18 protein-coding genes and 1 other RNA gene are annotated in these 20,382 nt (G+C 37.1%); 13 read left to right on the top strand and 6 right to left on the bottom strand.

The window, feature by feature from the left end; all coding sequences use genetic code 11:
* Positions 1 to 52 precede the first annotated feature (52 nt).
* A complete protein-coding gene (locus ES711_RS09670; RefSeq protein ID WP_146893026.1) occupies positions 53 to 856 on the bottom strand; it encodes an SDR family oxidoreductase in 804 nt (267 codons plus the stop codon).
* Between the two features lie 120 nt (positions 857 to 976).
* An RNA gene (gene ffs / locus ES711_RS09665) (signal recognition particle sRNA small type) lies at positions 977 to 1,075 on the bottom strand.
* Positions 1,076 to 1,160: 85 nt separating this feature from the next.
* On the opposite strand from ffs, the gene ES711_RS09660 reads away from it, so the two are divergent.
* From ES711_RS09660 to ES711_RS09645, 4 genes are all read left to right on the top strand, one after another.
* A complete protein-coding gene (locus ES711_RS09660) occupies positions 1,161 to 2,198 on the top strand; it encodes a glutaminyl-peptide cyclotransferase (RefSeq protein WP_317129866.1) in 1,038 nt (345 codons plus the stop codon).
* 62 nt (positions 2,199 to 2,260) lie between these two features.
* Positions 2,261 to 2,650, top strand: a complete 390-nt coding sequence (locus ES711_RS09655) for an acyl-CoA thioesterase (RefSeq protein WP_146893024.1) — start codon at positions 2,261 to 2,263, stop codon at positions 2,648 to 2,650.
* 133 nt (positions 2,651 to 2,783) lie between these two features.
* On the top strand, positions 2,784 to 3,503 hold the full coding sequence (locus ES711_RS09650) for a carboxypeptidase-like regulatory domain-containing protein (RefSeq protein WP_146893022.1): 720 nt from the start codon (positions 2,784 to 2,786) through the stop codon (positions 3,501 to 3,503).
* Between the two features lie 162 nt (positions 3,504 to 3,665).
* Entirely contained in the window at positions 3,666 to 5,228 is a 1,563-nt protein-coding gene (locus ES711_RS09645) for a right-handed parallel beta-helix repeat-containing protein (RefSeq protein ID WP_146893020.1), read from the top strand.
* 97 nt (positions 5,229 to 5,325) lie between these two features.
* On the opposite strand, the gene ES711_RS09640 is transcribed toward ES711_RS09645, so the two are convergent.
* A complete protein-coding gene (locus ES711_RS09640; RefSeq protein WP_146893018.1) occupies positions 5,326 to 6,597 on the bottom strand; it encodes a serine hydroxymethyltransferase in 1,272 nt (423 codons plus the stop codon).
* Between the two features lie 232 nt (positions 6,598 to 6,829).
* On the opposite strand from ES711_RS09640, the gene fahA reads away from it, so the two are divergent.
* Both fahA and ES711_RS09630 read left to right on the top strand, forming a co-directional pair.
* Positions 6,830 to 8,128: a fumarylacetoacetase gene (gene fahA / locus ES711_RS09635; RefSeq protein ID WP_146893016.1), complete on the top strand. Its 1,299-nt coding sequence runs from the start codon at positions 6,830 to 6,832 to the stop codon at positions 8,126 to 8,128.
* A 152-nt stretch (positions 8,129 to 8,280) separates the two neighbouring features.
* Entirely contained in the window at positions 8,281 to 9,462 is a 1,182-nt protein-coding gene (locus ES711_RS09630; protein WP_246139169.1) for a hypothetical protein, read from the top strand.
* A gap of 124 nt (positions 9,463 to 9,586) precedes the next feature.
* On the opposite strand, the gene ES711_RS09625 is transcribed toward ES711_RS09630, so the two are convergent.
* Both ES711_RS09625 and ytxJ read right to left on the bottom strand, forming a co-directional pair.
* Entirely contained in the window at positions 9,587 to 10,054 is a 468-nt protein-coding gene (locus ES711_RS09625) for a hypothetical protein (RefSeq protein WP_146893014.1), read from the bottom strand.
* Between the two features lie 102 nt (positions 10,055 to 10,156).
* Positions 10,157 to 10,567: a bacillithiol system redox-active protein YtxJ gene (gene ytxJ, locus ES711_RS09620; RefSeq protein WP_146893012.1), complete on the bottom strand. Its 411-nt coding sequence runs from the start codon at positions 10,565 to 10,567 to the stop codon at positions 10,157 to 10,159.
* A 328-nt stretch (positions 10,568 to 10,895) separates the two neighbouring features.
* Between ytxJ and clpB the strand changes: the two genes are divergently transcribed.
* The 5 genes from clpB (at position 10,896) to ES711_RS09595 (ending at position 16,292) form a co-directional block, all read left to right on the top strand.
* Positions 10,896 to 13,508: an ATP-dependent chaperone ClpB gene (gene clpB / locus ES711_RS09615; protein WP_146893010.1), complete on the top strand. Its 2,613-nt coding sequence runs from the start codon at positions 10,896 to 10,898 to the stop codon at positions 13,506 to 13,508.
* 179 nt (positions 13,509 to 13,687) lie between these two features.
* A complete protein-coding gene (locus tag ES711_RS09610) occupies positions 13,688 to 14,065 on the top strand; it encodes a hypothetical protein (RefSeq protein WP_146893008.1) in 378 nt (125 codons plus the stop codon).
* A gap of 302 nt (positions 14,066 to 14,367) precedes the next feature.
* The gene (gene deoC / locus ES711_RS09605; RefSeq protein WP_146893006.1) at positions 14,368 to 15,018 is read left to right on the top strand and encodes a deoxyribose-phosphate aldolase; all 651 of its coding nucleotides are present in this window, start codon (positions 14,368 to 14,370) and stop codon (positions 15,016 to 15,018) included.
* A 39-nt stretch (positions 15,019 to 15,057) separates the two neighbouring features.
* Complete coding sequence (gene deoD, locus ES711_RS09600; RefSeq protein ID WP_146893004.1) at positions 15,058 to 15,756, top strand: purine-nucleoside phosphorylase; 699 nt, start codon at positions 15,058 to 15,060, stop codon at positions 15,754 to 15,756.
* Between the two features lie 26 nt (positions 15,757 to 15,782).
* Positions 15,783 to 16,292: a phosphoglycerate mutase family protein gene (locus ES711_RS09595; RefSeq protein ID WP_246139168.1), complete on the top strand. Its 510-nt coding sequence runs from the start codon at positions 15,783 to 15,785 to the stop codon at positions 16,290 to 16,292.
* Here ES711_RS09595 and ES711_RS09590 read toward each other — a convergent pair.
* On the bottom strand, positions 16,285 to 17,061 hold the full coding sequence (locus tag ES711_RS09590) for a DUF6503 family protein (RefSeq protein WP_246139167.1): 777 nt from the start codon (positions 17,059 to 17,061) through the stop codon (positions 16,285 to 16,287). The genes ES711_RS09595 and ES711_RS09590 overlap by 8 nt on opposite strands.
* 76 nt (positions 17,062 to 17,137) lie before the next feature.
* Here ES711_RS09590 and smpB point away from each other — a divergent pair, with 76 nt between their 5' ends.
* Both smpB and ES711_RS09580 read left to right on the top strand, forming a co-directional pair.
* A complete protein-coding gene (smpB, locus tag ES711_RS09585) occupies positions 17,138 to 17,596 on the top strand; it encodes an SsrA-binding protein SmpB (RefSeq protein ID WP_146893002.1) in 459 nt (152 codons plus the stop codon).
* Positions 17,597 to 17,738: 142 nt separating this feature from the next.
* On the top strand, positions 17,739 to 20,219 hold the full coding sequence (locus ES711_RS09580; protein ID WP_146893000.1) for a DUF5686 and carboxypeptidase regulatory-like domain-containing protein: 2,481 nt from the start codon (positions 17,739 to 17,741) through the stop codon (positions 20,217 to 20,219).
* Positions 20,220 to 20,382: the final 163 nt, after the last annotated feature.

Here is a 20,382-nt window from a genome sequence, read left to right as displayed (position 1 = left end):
GTCTGTTTTAATTTAATTAAAACATATCAACAGCTTAGCGCGGATTTTAGGCTTATAATTTATAATGATTCATCAGCATACGTTCGTACACCTTGTCTGGTAAGATGCGCTTTAGTGCGATAGAAAATTTTTGCATGAACTCCCCTACCTTATAATGAATTTTAGGATGTGTTATCGTGATGACTTTATAAATCGCATCGGCCATGAGCTGCGGATCTTTGCCACTGCTGACGTGGGAGTCCATCAATTTTAGGGTGTCTGCATATTGTTTTTTATAAGGCGAATTCTCCAAAATTGGAGCATGATACCGTCCTGCAGCTATATTGGTGGCAAAATCTCCCGGTGCCACATTGGTCATGTGAATATTAAATGCTTTAATTTCCATTCGAAAGGCCTCGGTAATTAATTCTAACGCTCCTTTACTAGCACTGTACACACCTCTGTAAGGCAAGCCCATATATCCCGCAATTGAAGTGACATTAATAATAAGACCCGAATTTTGGACTCTCATTTGTGGTAATACTGCTTTAATAACACGGATTGGTCCAAAGAAATTGGTCTCGAAATTGCGTTTAATTTCAGCATCTGGAATTTCCTCAATCGGTCCAGTGATGCCAGCGCCAGCATTGTTGATTAAAACATCCAAACGTCCACTCTTCGCTAAAACGGTTTTAACGGCTTCATTTATAGAATCTGAATCCGCCACGTCCAATTTCACCAAACTAAACATACTGTCAGGGTAACGTTCAGGGCTTCTGCTGGTGCCATAAACCGTAAACCCCTTTTGGGATAAATATTCACCCACAGATTTACCAATTCCTGATGATCCACCGGTAATTAATACAACTTTAGACATGTAAACTAACTGATTAAAAAATGTGTAATTTGAGTTTGAACTCGTTTCTGGAAGCTAAAATAGGAAGAAGATATGTAAAAGAAGTTTCCTTAAGAAAAGGATTTCACTATAGCGCATAAAAAAAGGCAAGCTACCTACATCACACCGCTACGACCACTTACCTTTGCTGCGTTCCCGCCCTGGAGGATTCAGCAGGAGCTGGTTGTGTAGGACTTGCCAGCTGCAAAGATACAATCTTTTACTACTTTTGCAATGATTTTTTAAACTGAATTTAATTAAATACCTTGCTTTAAAAATTAAAACAATGATGTCTTCAACTAAACTTTTTATAATCACTGTCTTAAGTCTTTTATTATGGACATGTGGTGATAATCCAAACGGTAAAAAAAGCAACTTTTCTCTTAAAACAGGTGCTACGAACAATACAATTGCCTTAGGTGAGACCCTTAAATTGTCTATTGACAATCCAAAAAACAAAACCATCTCAGAAATCACCTATCACTTAAATGGTAAAACAGTAGAAGATAATTTTACGACCAACAATTTACCTTTAGGCGTGCATCAATTGACGGCCAAAGTAACGTATGAGGATACTTCGGAGGAAACCTCTACAAACATTACAGTTTTAAATGATAAAGCTCCGGTTATTTATAGCTACAAAATTCTTAATGAATATCCACACGACATCACATCCTATACTCAAGGCTTAGAATTTTATAACGGAATATTGTATGAAAGTACAGGGCAATATGGCGAATCTAAATTGCGCAAGGTAAAGCATGAAACTGGAGAGAATATTAAAAGTATCAATCTCGACAATCAATTTTTTGGCGAAGGTCTTACGGTACTGAATGATAAGGTATATCAACTCACTTGGAAAGAAGGCATTGGTTTAGTTTACAACGCAGAAACATTAGAGAAAACTGGAAGTTTTAATTACGGGAAGAGCAAAGAAGGCTGGGGATTATGTAATGACGGAAAAGTTATTTATAAATCAGATGGCAGCAATAAGATATGGAAGCTTAATTCAGAAACTTTAGCTGAAGAGGACTATATCCAAATTTTTACCAATACCGGAAAAATTGATAATTTGAATGAATTAGAATACATCAACGGCAAAATCTACGCGAACATCTATCAACGAAATGGCGTGTTGATCATTAATCCCGAAAATGGCGCAGTAGAAGGCGTGATTGATTTCTCACCACTACAAAAGCTAGTAAAACAACATCCAGATTTGGACGTGTTAAATGGTATTGCCTACAACCCTACCACAAAGACCATTTTTGTGACGGGAAAAGATTGGGATAAATTGTTTGAAGTAGAAGTTTTCGTGAAATAGTTACAGTTATTTATGAGGTCAGAATAACTTTACATTGTCAAATAACGATTAACTGAAATCCTATGCAAACTTTCGAAATACATATCATTGTCACACAAGATGATCTGGATCACCTCAACCATGTCAATAATGTCCGGTATGTGCAATGGGTGCAAGATGTCGCGGAACAACATTGGAATACCACTGCTACTAAACAAATGCTCGAAGACTATTTTTGGGTACTTCTAAATCATGACATCTCTTACAAAAATCCTGCTATTCTAGGTGATGTGTTGACTCTTAAAACGTATATTAAAGAATCTGGTGGAGTTACTTGCATCCGAATGGTCGAAATTTATAACAAGAATACCGATAAGCTTTTGGCGTCTTCAGCGACCAAATGGTGCTTGGTGGCACAACATAATATGAAACCCGCACGAATTACCGACGAGATCCGAACACTTTTTAGTTAAATTAAAATTAAAAAAGCTGTTAAAGTCTCTTAACAAACCACTTGCGTACCCCTAAATTGGTTTAATTTACTCTCAACCAAACCAATCCCTAGTGTTTAAAATTACGTTTTTCTTCTGTCTGTGCACTTCAATAATGTTTTCACAACAAATTACAGGAACGCTATATGACGCGGAAGCGCCTATTTCAGGTGCCAAAATAATGAACGTCAGTTCCAAAAGTATCACATCAACTGACGGTCGTGGTAATTTTACAATTTACGCGCAAATCAACGATACGCTGCTCTTCAGTTCGCTATTTCATCACACCAAACAAGTTGTCGTTTTAAAAACACATATGGAAGGCGATCAGGTTTTCGAACTTAAAAAAATCCTCAATGAATTGGACGAAGTGGATATTAAAGGACCTATTGCCGAAAAAAAAATGGACGAAAAGGAAGAGACCAATAGGATTAACAAACAATTTAAGACGGATGTCGAGCGCAACCCCCACTTGTACAGAAGACCAAATGCGAACGCCGGTCCAATTGATTTTTTAGAGATTGGTAGGCGCATTCAAAAACTTTTCGCTCGTAAAACGCCAAAAGATAACCAGCCAGAAGAAGTTGTTGAAACCACGGTAGAAGCATCAGATTTAGCCACTTTATTTGAAAAGGATCCTTTTTTTAACGACAACTTTCTACTCCTAAATTTGAATATTACCAAAGATTATAAACATCTTTTCTTTACATATTGTGAGACGAAAAACATGTCTTCCTTACTTCTACAGTCCGAAAACAGCATTTATCTAATTGACAAATTTTTAGAATATAGTGAGGGATTTAGAGTAATCCTTGCCGAAAGTCAACAGCGTTAACCAAAGTTTTGCATCTGCTGCTTTAATACTCTTTCTAATCTTTTGAGAATCTGCTTATAAAAATTGCTTTACTTGAGACATTACTAAATTAATTAAAGCGTTCAAGCAACTTCATAATTTCAAAAGTTATATTTTTGAATCTTATATGAACGGAACGTCACAATGAAAAGAAGCCTTTACTTTTGTCTTACATGTCTTACCCTAATTTTATGGAGTTCATGCCGTAAAGATTTCGACTTTCAACCGAGTCAAGGTGAATTAACCTTTTCCAAAAACACGGTATATTTAGATACTGTATTTACAAATATTGGCTCCAGCACCTATAATTTAAAAGTGTTTAATAGATCAGATCAGGACATCTCCATTCCAACTTTACGATTGGGTCAAGGTCAGGCTTCAAGCTACCGACTTAATGTTGATGGTATGGCGGGAAAAGAATTTCAGAATGTTGAAATATTAGCCAAAGACAGCCTGTTCATATTTATTGAAACAACCATCGATATTCAGACTCTCGTCACTTCAAAAAATCAGTTTTTATATACGGATGTGATTGAATTTGATCGTGGTACCAATCTGCAGAAAGTTAATCTGGTCACCCTGGTGAAAGATGCCGTTTTCATCTATCCGAATAAAGATTCGCAAGGACTAGTAGAAACCTTAACCTTCGACTTAGATGACGATGGTGTTGCCGATAAAACTGAGATTCAAGGTCGATTTTTAAACGATTCAGAATTGAAGTTTACTAACGCTAAACCTTACGTCATTTATGGATATGCGGGAGTCGCTGAGAATAAAACCCTCACAATAGATGCAGGCGCACGCGTCCATTTTCATTCTAATTCAGGTATTTTGATAACTAAAAACGCATCCTTAAAGGTGAACGGTGCATTTAGCCCTGACCAAACCACTATGGTCAATGAAGTCATTTTTGAAAGCGACCGTTTAGAACCGTTGTTTAAAAATATTCCAGGACAATGGGGCACTATTTGGTTGTTTCAGGGGAGCAAGGAAAATGAGTTTAATTATGCAACCATTAAGAATGCCACCATTGGAATTCTTGCGGAGAATAATCAAAACACAAACATCCCGAAGTTAACCATCAAAAACTCTAAAATCTATAACTCGAGTAATTTCGGGATTTTAGGTCGCGCCACTTCAATTACTGCAGAAAACGTGGTGTTTAATATCGCGGGGCAATCAGCTTTTGCAGGCACTTACGGAGGATCTTATAATTTCACCCATTGCACCATAGCCAATTACTGGTCAAATAGTTTCCGACAATTTCCTGCCCTCTACCTTAATAATTTTGAAATTTTAGAAGATGATTCAGTTAAAACCAATGCCCTTTCAGCAGCCAATTTTAATAATTGCATCATTTACGGAAATGACAATCCTGAATTTCTCTTAGAAGAAGAACCGGGCGCCGATTTCAACTTTAAATTCACCAATAGTTTGGTCAAATTTGACGATCCCAATAACCGTTTTGGAACCGACGCAAATTACGATTTTAAAAACACGGCCTTATACGACAACGTGGTGTATAACCAAGATCCTGATTTCCGAGATCCTCAAAAGAATAATTTGAGCATTGGCCAGAATTCAGCCGCCATAAATGTGGTTGGGCCAAATTTATATTCAAATCAGGTGCCTTTTGACCTTCTCAAACAATCAAGAACTGCTGCACCAGATTTAGGTGCGTACCAACATATGGTATTTGAAGAGTAAACCACTGCTCTACCCCGATTATTGCATAAAATAAAAAGACCTCACAAGTATTAAAACATGTGAGGTCTATCCGTGCCCAGAAAAGGGGGCCAATTATTTATGCAAACAAAGGTTTTCCTTTCATCATTTCATTCACTTCGGCGCCAATGGCATCCAATTTATCTTGGTTTTCGTGATTGGAAAGTACTTCATCAATCATACCGACGATAGCATCCATATCAGATTCCTTTAAACCTCTCGTAGTAATGGCCGGGGTTCCTATTCTAATCCCAGAAGTTACAAATGGCGATTTATCATCAAACGGCACCATGTTCTTATTTACGGTAATATCAGCTTTCACTAAAGCTTGTTCAGCATCTTTTCCTGTAATGTTTTTGTTTCTTAAATCAATCAACATCATATGGTTGTCTGTTCCACCAGAAATTATGTGGTAGTCTCTATCCACAAATGCCTTGGCCATAGCCGCCGCATTATTTTTAACTTGCAGCATGTAGTGCATGAACTCATCCGTCAATGCCTCACCAAACGCAATTGCTTTTGCTGCAATAATGTGCTCTAAAGGTCCTCCTTGATTTCCAGGAAATACACCCGAATCTAAAACAGAAGACATCATTCTTAAATTTCCTTTTGGTGCTTTCATGCCAAATGGGTTTTCGAAATCTTCGCCCATCAAAATCATACCTCCTCTTGGGCCTCTTAAAGTTTTATGGGTCGTGGTAGTTACGATGTGGCAGTGTGGCATTGGGTCATTCATGATCCCTTTGGCGATTAAACCAGCAGGATGGGAAATATCAGCCATCAATACCGCCCCCACCTGATCAGCAACTTGTCTGAAGGCTTCAAAATCCATATCGCGAGAATAAGCAGATGCGCCTGCAATAATCATCTTTGGCTTTTCTTTTTTTGCCGTTTCTTCTAATTTATTATAGTCAATTAATCCTGTTTCCTTATCAACACCATAAAATGAAGGATTGTAAAGTTTTCCAGAAAAATTTACGGGCGACCCGTGAGTTAAATGTCCTCCATGCGACAAATCAAACCCGAGTATTTTATCACCAGGCTTTAAACACATAGAATATACTGCAGTATTGGCTTGGCTTCCTGAATGCGGTTGCACGTTAGCATATGCTGCACCAAATAACGCTTTAGCACGATCAATGGCCAATTGCTCCACTTCATCTACCACTTCACAACCACCATAATAGCGCTTTCCAGGATAGCCTTCAGCATATTTATTGGTCAAAACTGATCCTGCGGCTTCCATTACCTGATTGCTCACAAAATTCTCTGAAGCAATAAGTTCTAAACCGTGTAATTGTCTTTCTTTTTCAGCTTCTATAAGCTCAAATATTTGTTGGTCACGTTGCATAAATGTTGTGTTTTTAGTCCCCTTAAATAAAGGATTTAATGAATATTTTTAGTTTAACCAAAAGTACTAAATACAATACTTATTTCAGACAAAAAAAGAATTTTTCATATCATTTAAATCGAACTTGAAATTGATTGGAAGCCACATAATTTTAAGTCTTTTTTGGGATTTTAATTAAAAAAAATATGTAGGTTTGAATACATTTAAACAAAAACTAATTAATCGCAACACTATGCCTTTATCAGCAAATAACCCCGATAGAACATCGTGGCTTCACGTGGGAAAGAACTCTGATTTTCCTATACAGAACATCCCTTTTGGTGTATTCTTAACACGAGATGACATCATTACCATTGGATCTCGAATTGGCGATACCGCCATTGACCTTGGTGCTTTGCATCAATTAGGCTATTTTGAAGGTATCCCACTGACGGATGATATTTTTCTGCAGGACACCTTGAATGATTTTATTGCTGATGGCCGCAAAACATGGCGTGCCGTAAGAGATAGAATTGCTGAAATTTTTGACAGCAACAACACCATCTTAAAAAACAATACCAAACATAAAGAAATCGTCCTTTTTAGATTGGATGAAATTGAAATGCAATTGCCGGTTCAAGTTGGTGATTATACTGATTTCTATTCGAGTATGGAGCATGCCACCAACGTGGGCACCATGTTTAGGGATCCTGATAATGCGTTAATGCCAAATTGGTTGCATATTCCTGTGGGATACCACGGGCGTAGCTCTTCGATAATTCCTTCGGGAATTCCGATACATAGACCACAAGGTCAAACCATGCCAGAAGGAGCTACCGAACCGATTTTTGGTCCTTCCAAATTGATCGACTTTGAATTGGAAATGGCTTTTATTACAACAGATGCCAACGATTTAGGAGAACCAATCCCAGTAAATGAAGCCGAGGAATATATTTTTGGATTGGTCCTATTTAACGACTGGTCTGCCCGTGATATCCAAAAATGGGAATACGTGCCTTTAGGACCATTCTTAGCTAAAAACTTTGCATCTTCTATGTCGCCTTGGATTGTAACCTTAGATGCTTTAGAACCTTTTAAAGTAGAAAGTCCAAAACCAATCAAACCATTGCTGCCTTATTTAAAATCTAAAGGCAAAAAAGGTTATGACATCAATTTAGAAGTCGCCATTCGTCCAAAAAATGCAAAAGAAGCCATTGTCAGCAAATCCAATTTTAAATATATGTATTGGAATATGTCCCAGCAATTGGCACATCACACGGTTAATGGTTGTCCGGTAAATTCTGGTGATATGATGGGAAGTGGTACAATTTCAGGTCCTACGGAAGAATCGTATGGATCTATGTTGGAATTGACCTGGAGAGGCGAAAAACCATTAACCATGAAAGACGGCACGGAACGCAAATTTATCAATGATTTTGATACAGTGATCATGAGAGGACATTGTGAGAAAGACGGTACGAGAATTGGTTTCGGCGAAGTTTCTACCCAATTGTTACCAATTTATAATTCGCAGAAAAACAAGAAAAAATAACATTTTAACATATTTAAAACTGAAGCACGACGCGTCACATCACTGATCTTCGTGCTTTTTTATGTTTAGGCGTCAGATAAAGTTAGCCACTCCCTTTACATTTGGCATATAAATTGAAATCCTCTAACTTTAACCTTCAAACTCACAGAATTATGACGTCAAAACTACTTTATGCGGTATTAATTTTGCTTTTAATGTCCTGCAGCGGTAAAAAGCAAATTGAAAAGGCGCTCTATTCTGGTAATTACAATCAAGCCTTACAAGATGCACTAAGAAAGCTCGAAAACAACAAGGATAATGAACGTAAGCAAGATTTTGTGGTAATGCTACAAACGGCTTATGAAAAGGCGAATGAGCGCGATTTAAAAAATATTAAACATCTTCAAAAAGATGCTAATCCTGAGCAGTATAAAACAATCTATGATTTATATCTCAATTTGGAGGCGCGTCAAAACGCCGTAAAACCTGTTGTCCCCTTACAGCTTAACGGCAAGACTATTGTTTTAGAATTTCCCGATTATTCTGACGCCATTGTAAGCTCTCGCGCTGACGTTTCTGAGCATTTTTACACTAAAGGTTTACAGCTTTTAAAATCAAATTTTAAAGACGATTTAAAGGACGCTTATAACACCTTTCATTACATTGATCAAATCAATCCTAACTATAAAAATGTCCGTAATTTAAAGCAAGAAGCGTACCACCGCGGAACGGATTATGTGATTGTAACGATAGAGAACCAGACCAGGCAAATTATCCCAAGACGGTTGGAAGACGACTTGCTTAATTTTGATACTTATGGTTTAAGTCAATTTTGGACGGTGTATCATGCCAATCCTGATAGTGATATTGATTATGATTATGCGATGGCATTGCAACTAAAACAGATTAATATTTCTCCAGAGCGATTTCATGAAAAAGAATTTCTAAGAGAAAAAGAATTTGTGGATGGCTGGAAATACAAATTAGATCGCGCTGGCAATGTGATGAAGGACAGCTTGGGTAAGGATATTAAAATTGATAAAATTGTTACTGCAAGAGCGGGATACATTGAATATCGTCAAGTAAAATCAACTCAAGTGCTAGCTGAGGTGGTATATGTAGACCTCAAAAACAACCGCACCTTAGATGTGTTTCCAATTAAAAGTGAGTTTGTATTTGAAAACCATTATGCGATTTATAAAGGCGATAAACGGGCACTAAATCAAGCTGATTTTGATTTACTTCGCTTTAAACCACTCCTATTCCCAAGTGATATTGAGATGGTTTATGATACAGGAGAAGACTTGAAACTCCAATTAAAACAGATTATTAATTCTTATAAAATTCGGAATTAGCAATTACCCAATAGCTTATTACAATATTCTCTCAACTAAAAAATCTTCAGCCCGAAAACGACTGAAGATTTTTTTTTGTAAATTATAATTTGGATGTGAAGCGTATTTTCTCGTATTACAGCTGTTACAAAGTCAATGACTTCTTAAAATTATTCTTCAGCCTATTTCTGAAAAACATTCCTAACAGATAAAATAAACATCCGACTACTACTGATATGAGTCCAAAAATTATGACGCTATCATTTTGGTTAGTTGATTGTGCGATAATGATGGAAATTACGCCAAGTAAAACAGTTATAATAGGAAAAACAGAGATCACAGGATTTGGTTTAAGGTCTAATTTTATCAAGGTGCCTTTGCCTGACGCTATGAGTTTCCCTGTTAAATAAGCCGATTTCCTTTTAAAATTGGGGACATTCCAGGTGATGTAGGTCCATTTATCATAGACGGCAAATTCATTAGCACCTGTAAATTTTCCAACAAAGTTTAAGCCACTTCGCCCAAAAACCTCTTCAATATGCTGCCTTAATTGATCACCAATTAAATTTGAAGCGTACTTCGTTTTATCAATATTAAATAGTTTGTCCATCATTATATATCGTTCTATTAATCAATATACAATTTATAAATAACGTAATAAAGCTTCTAAGCTAACTAATTTTAAAAATGCGGTGCAACTTTTATTCAAAGACTATCAAATAAATGTTTCAAAATTCAAGTTATTGATGCCGCCATGGCTATCATGTTTTACCACTGCGCCGTTTTTCAATACCAATAATTGAGGTGACTCGTGCATGACATTAAATTGACTCGCGATCCCATTGGAAATATCACGATGGTTCAGCAAGTCCAAATAGTATAAATCGGCTTGACTTTCTTCAAGTTGGTAGTCTTTTTTAAATTGGCTAATTACCATTCTACTCACTCCGCAACGGGTAGAGTGTTTAAAAATAAACTGTGTTTTGGTTTTAGATCGCTCTTTTATCTCGTCTAATTGCGCTAAAGTGTTGAGCTCTATCCAAGGTAAATCGCCTGTTGATTTTTTCCCTTCACCACTTTTTGATTCAGTTGAATCGCTGTTAAATAACTTATTAAATAATCCCATAATATGTTTCGTGTTTTATCCCTTGACTTCGGAATTTCCTGAATTCAAAGTTAGATTTTATAATTAGATTAACGGAACGCAGTTCCTATAATAACTATCTTTATTACATCAGTCGCAACAATCTTAAATGCTTACAAACTGACTTAATGTCTTGCTATCACTGCGTTTAGGTGACTTTTTGTCGGTGGTTTCCAATTGGTAAGGTAATTGACTTATACCGCATACGCACACATCATAGTATGATGAATAGTGTAATTATTATCGCACAATAAAAAATTAAATTAGTGTTACTAACCTATAAAAACATACCCATTAGCGGGACAAAATTATGAATTTTAACGATTATACCATAAAATCACAGGAGGCCATTCAGCATGCGCAACAGCTTGCTCAAAGTCTTGGTCACCAACAAATAGAAAATGAGCATATTTTTAAGGCCATTTTTGAAGTAGACGAAAATGTATTGCCATTCCTTCTTAAAAAATTGAATGTCAATATGAGCCTTTTACAACAGACCTTAGACAAGCAATTGGAAAGCTATGCGAAAGTTTCTGGAGGTGATATTATGCTGTCTAGAGAAGCCAACAAAACTTTAAATGAGGCGGCAATCATTGCCAATAAATTAAAGGATGATTATGTGTCCATTGAACATTTGATCCTTGCAGTATTTAAATCGAACAGTAAGATTGCACAAATGCTAAAAGACCAAGGCGTCACCGAAAAAGCGTTGACTGCAGGTATTGATGAATTACGTCAGGGCGACCGAGTGACTTCGCAAAGTCAAGAGGACACTTATAATTCTCTGAATAAATACGCCAAGAATCTCAATGAAATGGCGAAGAGTGGAAAGTTAGACCCGATCATTGGACGTGATGAAGAGATTAGAAGAATCCTTCAAATTTTATCGCGTCGTACCAAAAACAATCCGATTCTTGTTGGAGAACCAGGTACTGGTAAGACAGCCATCGCGGAGGGGCTTGCTCACCGTATTATTGATGGGGATGTTCCTGAAAACTTGAAAGACAAACAAGTGTTTGCTTTAGATATGGGTGCGCTTATTGCAGGGGCCAAATATAAAGGCGAATTTGAGGAACGCTTGAAAGCGGTCATAAAAGAGGTGACGTCTAGTGAAGGCGATATTATATTGTTCATTGATGAAATTCACACCCTTGTTGGCGCTGGTGGCGGACAAGGTGCAATGGATGCAGCAAATATATTAAAACCTGCATTGGCCAGAGGAGAACTTCGTGCTATAGGTGCCACGACCCTTGATGAATACCAAAAATATTTTGAAAAGGACAAGGCGTTGGAGCGTCGTTTTCAGAAAGTAATGGTTAATGAGCCGGATACGGAAAGTGCAATCTCCATTTTGCGGGGTATTAAAGAAAAGTATGAAACTCACCACAAGGTGCGTATTAAAGATGAAGCCATTATAGGTGCAGTTGAACTTTCAGAGCGCTACATCACCAACCGATTTTTACCGGATAAAGCCATCGATTTAATGGATGAGGCGGCTTCTAAGTTGCGTATGGAAATCAATTCGAAACCTGAAGAATTGGATGTTTTGGACAGAAAGGTCATGCAGTTGGAAATTGAAATTGAAGCGATTAAGCGTGAAAAAGATGAAACTAAACTCAAAACCTTGCGTTCGGAATTAGCCAATCTTAAAGAAGAGCGCAACGAAATCAATGCAAAATGGAAAAGCGAAAAAGAAGTTGTTGACAATATTCAAATTGCAAAATCGAGCATTGAAGAGTTTAAGTTGGAAGCAGAACGTGCGGAGCGTGATGGCGATTATGGAAAAGTAGCGGAAATACGTTACGGAAAAATAAAAGAGGTACAAGAACAGCTTGAAAAACTTCAAAAGGAATTACAACAAAATCAATCCGGAAATTCTTTAATTAAAGAAGAAGTAACGTATGAAGATATTGCAGAAGTTGTGGCAAAATGGACCGGAATCCCAGTTACCAAAATGTTACAAAGTGATAGAGAAAAACTTTTGAAACTCGAAGAACAATTACACAAACGTGTGGTTGGTCAGGAAGAAGCGATTATCGCGGTGAGTGATGCCGTGAGAAGAAGTCGTGCAGGGCTACAAAATCCGCAGAAACCAATTGGAACCTTCCTTTTTTTGGGAACCACTGGTGTTGGTAAAACGGAATTAGCAAAAGCGTTGGCAGAATATTTGTTTGATGATGAAAATTCGATGACGCGTATTGACATGAGTGAATACCAAGAACGTCATAGTGTGAGTCGGTTGGTAGGTGCACCTCCAGGATATGTGGGTTATGACGAAGGCGGTCAGCTAACTGAAGCCGTAAGAAGAAAGCCCTACTCCGTGGTATTGCTTGATGAGATTGAAAAAGCACATCCAGACACCTTTAATATTTTACTTCAAGTTCTTGATGAAGGCCGATTGACAGATAATAAAGGTAGGGTTGCAGACTTTAAAAATACGATTATTATCATGACCTCAAATATGGGAAGCTCAATTATCCAAGAACGTTTTGAAGCTACTCAGGATATTGAATCGGCCCTAGAGTCGGCAAAAGTAGATGTATTAGGCTTGTTAAAACAAAGTGTGAGACCGGAGTTCTTAAACCGTATTGATGACATTATTATGTTTACGCCGCTTTCAAAAGAGAATATTGTGGAGATTGTGGGCTTGCAGCTGAAAGGCCTAACTCGTATGTTGGCCAATCAAGGTATTACCTTTGATGCGACCAATGAGGCAACTGCGTATTTAGCAGAAAAAGGTTACAATCCTGAATATGGCGCACGACCAGTTAAACGAGTTATTCAAAAAGAAGTCCTCAATGAATTGAGCAAGGAATTACTTTCTGGCAATATCACTACAGATAGTATCGTTTTATTGGATTCTTTCAATAATAAATTGGTTTTTAGAAACCAAAGCCAATTGGTAGATGAGGCAAAAGAATAAGAATTACATAATATAGTCATGTATATCAAAGCGATATGCAATTAGTTGGTAATTAACGGCACAACTCTTTAAAAGGAGGAGTGCCGTTTTTTTATTGTGATAGTGTTCCTCTCGATAAGGGCAATGGGTCTGGAGTTTCTATAATAAATTCATAAACTCTAATCTAAACTCTTAAGAATATGGGCATAATAAAATATTATGATTTTAAAGATAGTGAAGCTTTTATTTTTGATGGCTTCATCATTAATCAGGTTAAGGAAGGTGCTGTAATCGAGACCCAACACAACGTGCTTTTAAACAATTGTATAAAGAAACATTTTAGTGGAAAAAACATGGTTTATATTTCCAATCGCGCTAAATCCTATGCAGTTGATCCCTTAATTTATCCTAAAGCAGAAAAAATTCCGAATTTGGTGGCCATCGCAATGATTCCTAAAACCCAGCTGATGCGTAAAAATGCCGAGTATGAACGCGCGTTTTTTGACAAACCTTATGAAATTTTTGACGATTTAAGCGGCGCATTGGATTGGGCCCACAGTCTTTTAGAAAAATTATAATGAGCTTAGATAAGCTTGAGATTCGTAAAGAATTTTCATAAGCTTGATCATGATCGAATGGTTCTGAAATTGTTAAACAATATAAAAAGTTAGTCCAGATCTAAGATTTTCATAGTCTTTTTGTAGGCGTACGTCAGCGTTCATTTAAATCTGAAATTTAAAAATTAGAAAGTGCACTGCTATTGGACTCATTGCATGAGGTTTAAAAAAGCAAGGGTTACCATTCGTCTAAAAGATGAAAATAAACTCCCTAGAAACCACCGTTTGACGTACTTTTGCGACACTTAACCTATGAATTTGTAATGGATATCAATACCTTTATTGAGCATACGCTTTTAAAACCGAATACCACGGAGAGACAAATTATCGATTTGTGCAATGATGCAAAAAAAAACCAATTCTACGCGGTGTGCGTTAACGGTTGCTACGTTGCTTTAGCCAAACAGCTGCTCTCAGACTCTGAAGTTAAAATAGTTTCTGTAATAGGCTTTCCATTAGGAGCGATGTCTGCGGAAGCTAAAGTTTTTGAAGCAAAGAATGCGGTTAAAGATGGTGCGGATGAAATTGATATGGTCATCAACATAGGTTTAATAAGAAGCCAAAATTACGTGACCGTATTTAAAGAACTTTCCGATATTAAAACAGCATTAGGTACCATACCTTTAAAAGTTATACTTGAAATTAGCGAGCTTTCGAAAAATGAAATCGTAAAAGCTTGTGAAATTTGTATTGATGCTAAAGTCGATTTTATAAAAACATCTACCGGATTCTCCAAAAGCGGCGCAACGCTTACCGCCGTCAAGATTATCAAAAAAATCGTAAAGGACAAGGCTAAAATTAAAGCCTCAGGCGGCATCAAAGATTTGGAGACGGCATTAAAATATATTGATGCAGGAGCTGACCGTATTGGCACCTCTTCTGGTGTTGCAATGATGGTTGACAAAGTATCTTAAAACCAGATTAATTTTTATCTTTAGGGTTTATTCAAGCCCATGAGTGTACATATTGAAGCCCAAATGGGCGAAATTGCTGAAACCATACTTCTTCCAGGTGATCCATTACGAGCAAAATGGATTGCACATACCTATTTTGAAGATCCTAAATTATTTAACGATGTGAGAGGCATGCTTGGTTATACCGGCATATACAAAGGCAAACCGATTTCGACAATGGGTACCGGTATGGGTGTTCCAAGTATCTCCATTTACGCTCATGAATTAATTACGGAGTATGGCGTTAAAAACCTTATTAGGGTTGGCAGTGCCGGCTCCTATCAAAAAGAAATCAAGGTCAGAGATATTGTTTTGGCTATGGCAGCTTCCTCTACTTCGGGGATCAATAGGTTGCGGTTTAATGGTGCAGACTACGCTCCTACCGCCGATTTTGGATTATTCCAGAAGGCATTGGAGGTGGCAAAAATCAAAAACATCACATTAAAAGCGGGAAATGTTTTAACCAGCGATGAGTTTTATGGTGATGATGTTGAAGCATATAAAAAATGGTCAGCATTTGGTGTACTTTGTGTAGATATGGAAAGTTCAGGTCTCTATACCATAGCAGCCAAACATAAAGTAAAGGCGTTAAGTATTCTTACCATTTCTGATTCGTTGGTCACCGGTGAGCGCACCACTGCTGAAGAGCGAGAAACAACTTTTAAAGAGATGATTGACGTAGCGCTCGAATTGACCTAAGACAAACCACTAAAAACAGCTTTTGTATGTTACGACAATTGACTATCATCTGTATTTCATTATTTGCTATGGGCTGTAAAGCGCAAGTGAAAACCAATTCTGATGTTACGACCTATTATTTTATCCGTCATGCCGAAAAAGACCGTACTGACCCCACTGAAGGCAATCCGCATCTCACAGAAAAAGGTCACGAAAGAGCTCAAAATTGGGATACTGTTTTACAACACGTCACTTTTGACGCCGTGTATTCTACGGATTATTATAGGACAAAACAAACGGGGCAACCTATTGCCGATAGAAATAAATTAGACCTTACTATATACACAACAGAACACTATTTTGATGACGTTTTTCAAACAGCAACTAAAGGAAAAACAGTACTCATTGTGGGACACAGCAATACGTCGCCCGAATTTGTAAATGCAGTTTTAGGAAGAAAAAAATACGACCATATGGACGATGACAATAATGGCAATCTCTATATTGTAACGCTAAATAACGGCAACGTCACTGATATAGTGCTCCGCATTAATTAAACTGCTCCACCGTAATATTTGAAAGTTCTATTTTAGAAAGGAGCTCTAATTCGCCATTCTTAAACATGAGACCTAAGTCTTCAAAATTAAAATTGACGCTGGTAGGTTTGTAATTATTGTAATCTACAAAACGTAAACCATTTACCATTCTCGCATTATAAGCTTCTCTAAATCGGTAGCCCATACCATCAACTTCTTCATAAGAATAGGCCAAATAATCGACATTGTAGGTGTTTTTATTAATCCAATACAAAAACTCATCTTCATGGTCTTCCCCTCCGCCATCTTCAGCAAAGGTCACTTTTATCTTATGATAGTTGGTGCCTTTTATTTCTTCGGTTCCTAAATCTTCTTTAAAAACTGCGCCTCCATCCAGTCCGTATGGCAATACGGAAAAATAATGCACGGAGTTGACAGATGCACTGTAAAGCGCCACCAACGAATCTGACAATTCTACTTTGGCATCTTTTTCAAAACGCTCAAATCCGGAATTGCTCAGGACATCCTTAATCTCAGTAACGGAATCCTTTATATAACGTTCCAAGCGGAATTTACCACTATCACGCTGAGCTTTGTAGTGTATGTCGCGAAAATCGAAATTAATATTAGAATGATCAAAAACGTCACCTCCTGCAGCATTTATCGATTTATTAATGATGTCTTCAGCTGTTTCCGAAGTTACAGGTTTCTTTGTTTCTTCCTTACAATTGAAGAAAGTCAGCATTAAGGCTATAATTAGTGCATTACGTAATATCATGTGTAGTTTCATGTTGAGTGTGCAAAATTAAAGATAACAGACGGCTCTTCTTTAAAAGTTATCTTAAATGTTTTACCTTTGACTTCCTATGCAGAAAAACATCAACATAAAAAATAGAAAAGCACGGTTTAATTATGAACTGTTGGATAAATATACCGCCGGTATCGTTTTAACGGGCACGGAAATTAAATCCATTAGAAGCGGTAAAGCTTCCATCGCTGAGAGTTTTTGCGAATTTAATGAGAAGGGCGAGCTTTTTGTCATCAATATGAATATTGAAGAATATGCTTTTGGCAATTACTACAATCATAGACCAAAAGCAGAGCGTAAACTGCTGCTGAATAAACGAGAACTCAAATCGCTGCATAAGGATGTACAAACCAAAGGGTACGCCATTGTACCGTTACGCTTGTTTATTAATGACAGGGGTTTCGCTAAAGTGGAAATTGCATTAGGAAAAGGTAAAAAACTCTTTGACAAGCGCGACACCATCAGGGATCGTGAAAATAAGAGAAACCTTGACAGAATCAAAAAAATCTACAGTTAGATTCTCTTGTAAAAATACGTCATGCAGCAAGTAATTTAAGATTGCTATAACAAACAGCAGTGCTTTTTATCGTTAAGTTTGAGAGACCCAAAATCCATAGGATCAATTGTATATGTGAAAAGGCTGAATTAAATCCAACTAAATGACAAAAAAATTACTCACGCTCTGTCTTATTTTTACAAGCTTTTCAGCATTTTCACAATTAAAAGGAAGAATTACCGACCAAAATAATGCACCCCTCCCCTTTGTCAATATTTATCTCGAAAACTCCTTCACGGGAACCACCAGCAATGATAAGGGTTATTATGAACTTAACCTCAGCTCCACGGATACTTATACTATAGTTTTTCAGTTTTTAGGCTACAAAACGGTTAGAAAAGAAGTTCAGATCAATGCTTTCCCTTATACATTGGATGCCACACTTATTGAAGAACAGATTTCCTTAAATGAAGTCGTGATCAATAGTGAAGAAAATCCTGCGGATATCATCATGAGAAAAGCTATCGCTTCTCGAAAATCAAATCTGGAAAAAATCAATGCTTTTAAGGCTAATTTCTACTCGCGCGGATTAATTCGCATAAAAAACGCTCCCGAGAAATTTTTTGGTCAGGAACTGGATGACTTTATGGTTGGACTAGATTCTACGCGCACCGGCATTTTATATCTATCTGAAACTATTTCCGAAATAGCGTATCTGCGGCCAGATAAATTGAAGGAAAAAATTATAGCATCCAAAGTCAGCGGCGATAATAATGGATTCAGTTTTAACACGGCCAGTGATGTCGATTTCAATTTTTATAACAATACGATCGAATTGGGCAATCAAATTATTTCACCCATTGCTGATTATGCCTTCAATTATTACAGATACAAATTGGAAGGTGTGTTTTATGATGACAAAGGGAATTTGATAAACAAAATTAAAGTGATCCCGAAACGTGAGAATGACCGCATTTTCTCTGGACATATCTATATTGTGGATAATCAGTGGACCATTTATGCAGTAACACTGGACATTACTGGAATTCAAGCCCAGATTCCGCCAGCAGAAGTTATTACCATCACCCAAAACTTTTCGTACTCAGACAAAGATCAACTGTGGGTAAAACTGTCACAGGGTATTGATTTTGGGTATTCATTATTTGGATTTAAAGGTGATGGCCGTTATACTGCCGTGTATAGCGATTATAATTTTTCACCAGAACTCACTAAAAAATCATTTGGAAAGGAAATTCTTTCTTTCGCTTCTGAAGCCAATAAAAAGGATTCTATTTATTGGAAAGGTATCCGGCCAGTGCCGTTAACGGATGAAGAAGTGAGTGATTACTTAGTAAAAGATAGTATTCAAACGGTTAGGGAATCTAAACCTTACCTCGATTCTATCGATGCAAAAAATAATAGCTTTAAAATACAAAATTTGCTTTTTGGTTACAGTCATAGAAATTCCTTTGAAGATTGGTCAATAGGCTACAGCTCACCGTTATCAGATTTTCAATTCAATACGGTTCAAGGCTACAATTCGAAATTAAATTTTTACTACCGGAGAAATCAAGATGAATACCGACGGTTTTTCTCTGCGAATGCCACTTTACAATATGGCGTTTCCGATGAACGTTTAAGAGCTACTGCAGGATTTCGATATAAGTTCAACAATATCAACAAACCCTTTTTATCCATTTCAGGAGGTGTAGAAACACAACAGTTTAATAAAGCCCAACCTATTTTGCCATTATTAAATTCAGTAAGTTCACTTTTTTTCGAGGACAATTATATGAAGATTTTTGATCGGAGTTTCGCAGAAGTGGGCTACTCCCAAGAAATTTCTAATGGTATAAATATGTATGGCAATTTGGCCTATGAACGTCGTAAAGCTTTAGTGAACACTACAGATCAAGTGTTTTTTAATGAGGAAGAAGATGCTTATACCAGTAACAATCCGCAATTGCCCTACTCCTTTGAGGTGCCGGCATTTGATACCCATCAGCTATTAAAGTTTAATTTTAATATGCGTTTTAATTTCGGCCAAGACTATTTGAGTTACCCAGATAGTAAGGTGAACATTCCTAATAGTAGATTCCCCACACTTTATGCAGGTTACGAAAAGGGATTTGCCGCTTCAGAACAACAGTATAATTATGATCAGCTCAAACTACGACTGGCCCAACAATTTAATGTCTGTAATAAAGGCGATTTTAAATACAATATTAAAGCAGGCACTTTTATCAACGCAGATGACATCGGATTTATGGATTACTATCATCCCAACGGCAATGAAACCCATGTGGGAACTTCTAGCACCTATTTGAATGTATTCAATAATCTGCCGTATTACGCATTGAGCACAAATACATCCTATTTAGAAATGCACGCGGAACACGATTTTAAAGGTTTGCTCTTAAGCCGAGTGCCCTTACTCAATAAACTAAATTACAACTTGGTTATTGGGGCACATGCTTTCGCTACAGAACGCCAAAAACCATATCAAGAATTTTCAATAGGCTTAGACAATATTGGGTTTAAAAAATTCAGATTCTTAAGAGTGGATTATGTACGTTCCTACCAAAATGGTTACCAAGGTGATGCCGTTATTTTTGGATTGAAATTTCTGAATATTATTGAGTAATGCGGTATTAAACAAATACTCTGTTGTCGCTTCGAGTGTTTTTTAATCACGGCAGTGATTGAAAAAGTATCGAGAAGCGTATAACAGCCAAAATCGAACCACGGTTCTCGATACATTTTGAGCAGCGTTCTTTCAGACGCTGCTCAAAACACTCGAACTGACA

This window comes from Gelidibacter salicanalis (genome assembly GCF_007997285.1).
Lineage (GTDB): Bacteria > Bacteroidota > Bacteroidia > Flavobacteriales > Flavobacteriaceae > Gelidibacter > Gelidibacter salicanalis.
Note: the sequence above shows the minus strand (reverse complement) of the source record. Positions and strands in the feature narration are given on the sequence as shown.

Coding starts and splice junctions, on each gene's coding strand:
- ES711_RS09670 (WP_146893026.1), bottom strand. CDS start 856: ATGTCTAAAGTTGTATTAATTACCGGTGGATCATCAGGAATTGGTAAA.
- ES711_RS09660 (WP_317129866.1), top strand. CDS start 1,161: ATGATGTCTTCAACTAAACTTTTTATAATCACTGTCTTAAGTCTTTTA.
- ES711_RS09655 (WP_146893024.1), top strand. CDS start 2,261: ATGCAAACTTTCGAAATACATATCATTGTCACACAAGATGATCTGGAT.
- ES711_RS09650 (WP_146893022.1), top strand. CDS start 2,784: ATGTTTTCACAACAAATTACAGGAACGCTATATGACGCGGAAGCGCCT.
- ES711_RS09645 (WP_146893020.1), top strand. CDS start 3,666: ATGAAAAGAAGCCTTTACTTTTGTCTTACATGTCTTACCCTAATTTTA.
- ES711_RS09640 (WP_146893018.1), bottom strand. CDS start 6,597: ATGCAACGTGACCAACAAATATTTGAGCTTATAGAAGCTGAAAAAGAA.
- fahA (WP_146893016.1), top strand. CDS start 6,830: ATGCCTTTATCAGCAAATAACCCCGATAGAACATCGTGGCTTCACGTG.
- ES711_RS09630 (WP_246139169.1), top strand. CDS start 8,281: ATGACGTCAAAACTACTTTATGCGGTATTAATTTTGCTTTTAATGTCC.
- ES711_RS09625 (WP_146893014.1), bottom strand. CDS start 10,054: ATGATGGACAAACTATTTAATATTGATAAAACGAAGTACGCTTCAAAT.
- ytxJ (WP_146893012.1), bottom strand. CDS start 10,567: ATGGGATTATTTAATAAGTTATTTAACAGCGATTCAACTGAATCAAAA.
- clpB (WP_146893010.1), top strand. CDS start 10,896: ATGAATTTTAACGATTATACCATAAAATCACAGGAGGCCATTCAGCAT.
- ES711_RS09610 (WP_146893008.1), top strand. CDS start 13,688: ATGGGCATAATAAAATATTATGATTTTAAAGATAGTGAAGCTTTTATT.
- deoC (WP_146893006.1), top strand. CDS start 14,368: ATGGATATCAATACCTTTATTGAGCATACGCTTTTAAAACCGAATACC.
- deoD (WP_146893004.1), top strand. CDS start 15,058: ATGAGTGTACATATTGAAGCCCAAATGGGCGAAATTGCTGAAACCATA.
- ES711_RS09595 (WP_246139168.1), top strand. CDS start 15,783: ATGTTACGACAATTGACTATCATCTGTATTTCATTATTTGCTATGGGC.
- ES711_RS09590 (WP_246139167.1), bottom strand. CDS start 17,061: ATGAAACTACACATGATATTACGTAATGCACTAATTATAGCCTTAATG.
- smpB (WP_146893002.1), top strand. CDS start 17,138: ATGCAGAAAAACATCAACATAAAAAATAGAAAAGCACGGTTTAATTAT.
- ES711_RS09580 (WP_146893000.1), top strand. CDS start 17,739: ATGACAAAAAAATTACTCACGCTCTGTCTTATTTTTACAAGCTTTTCA.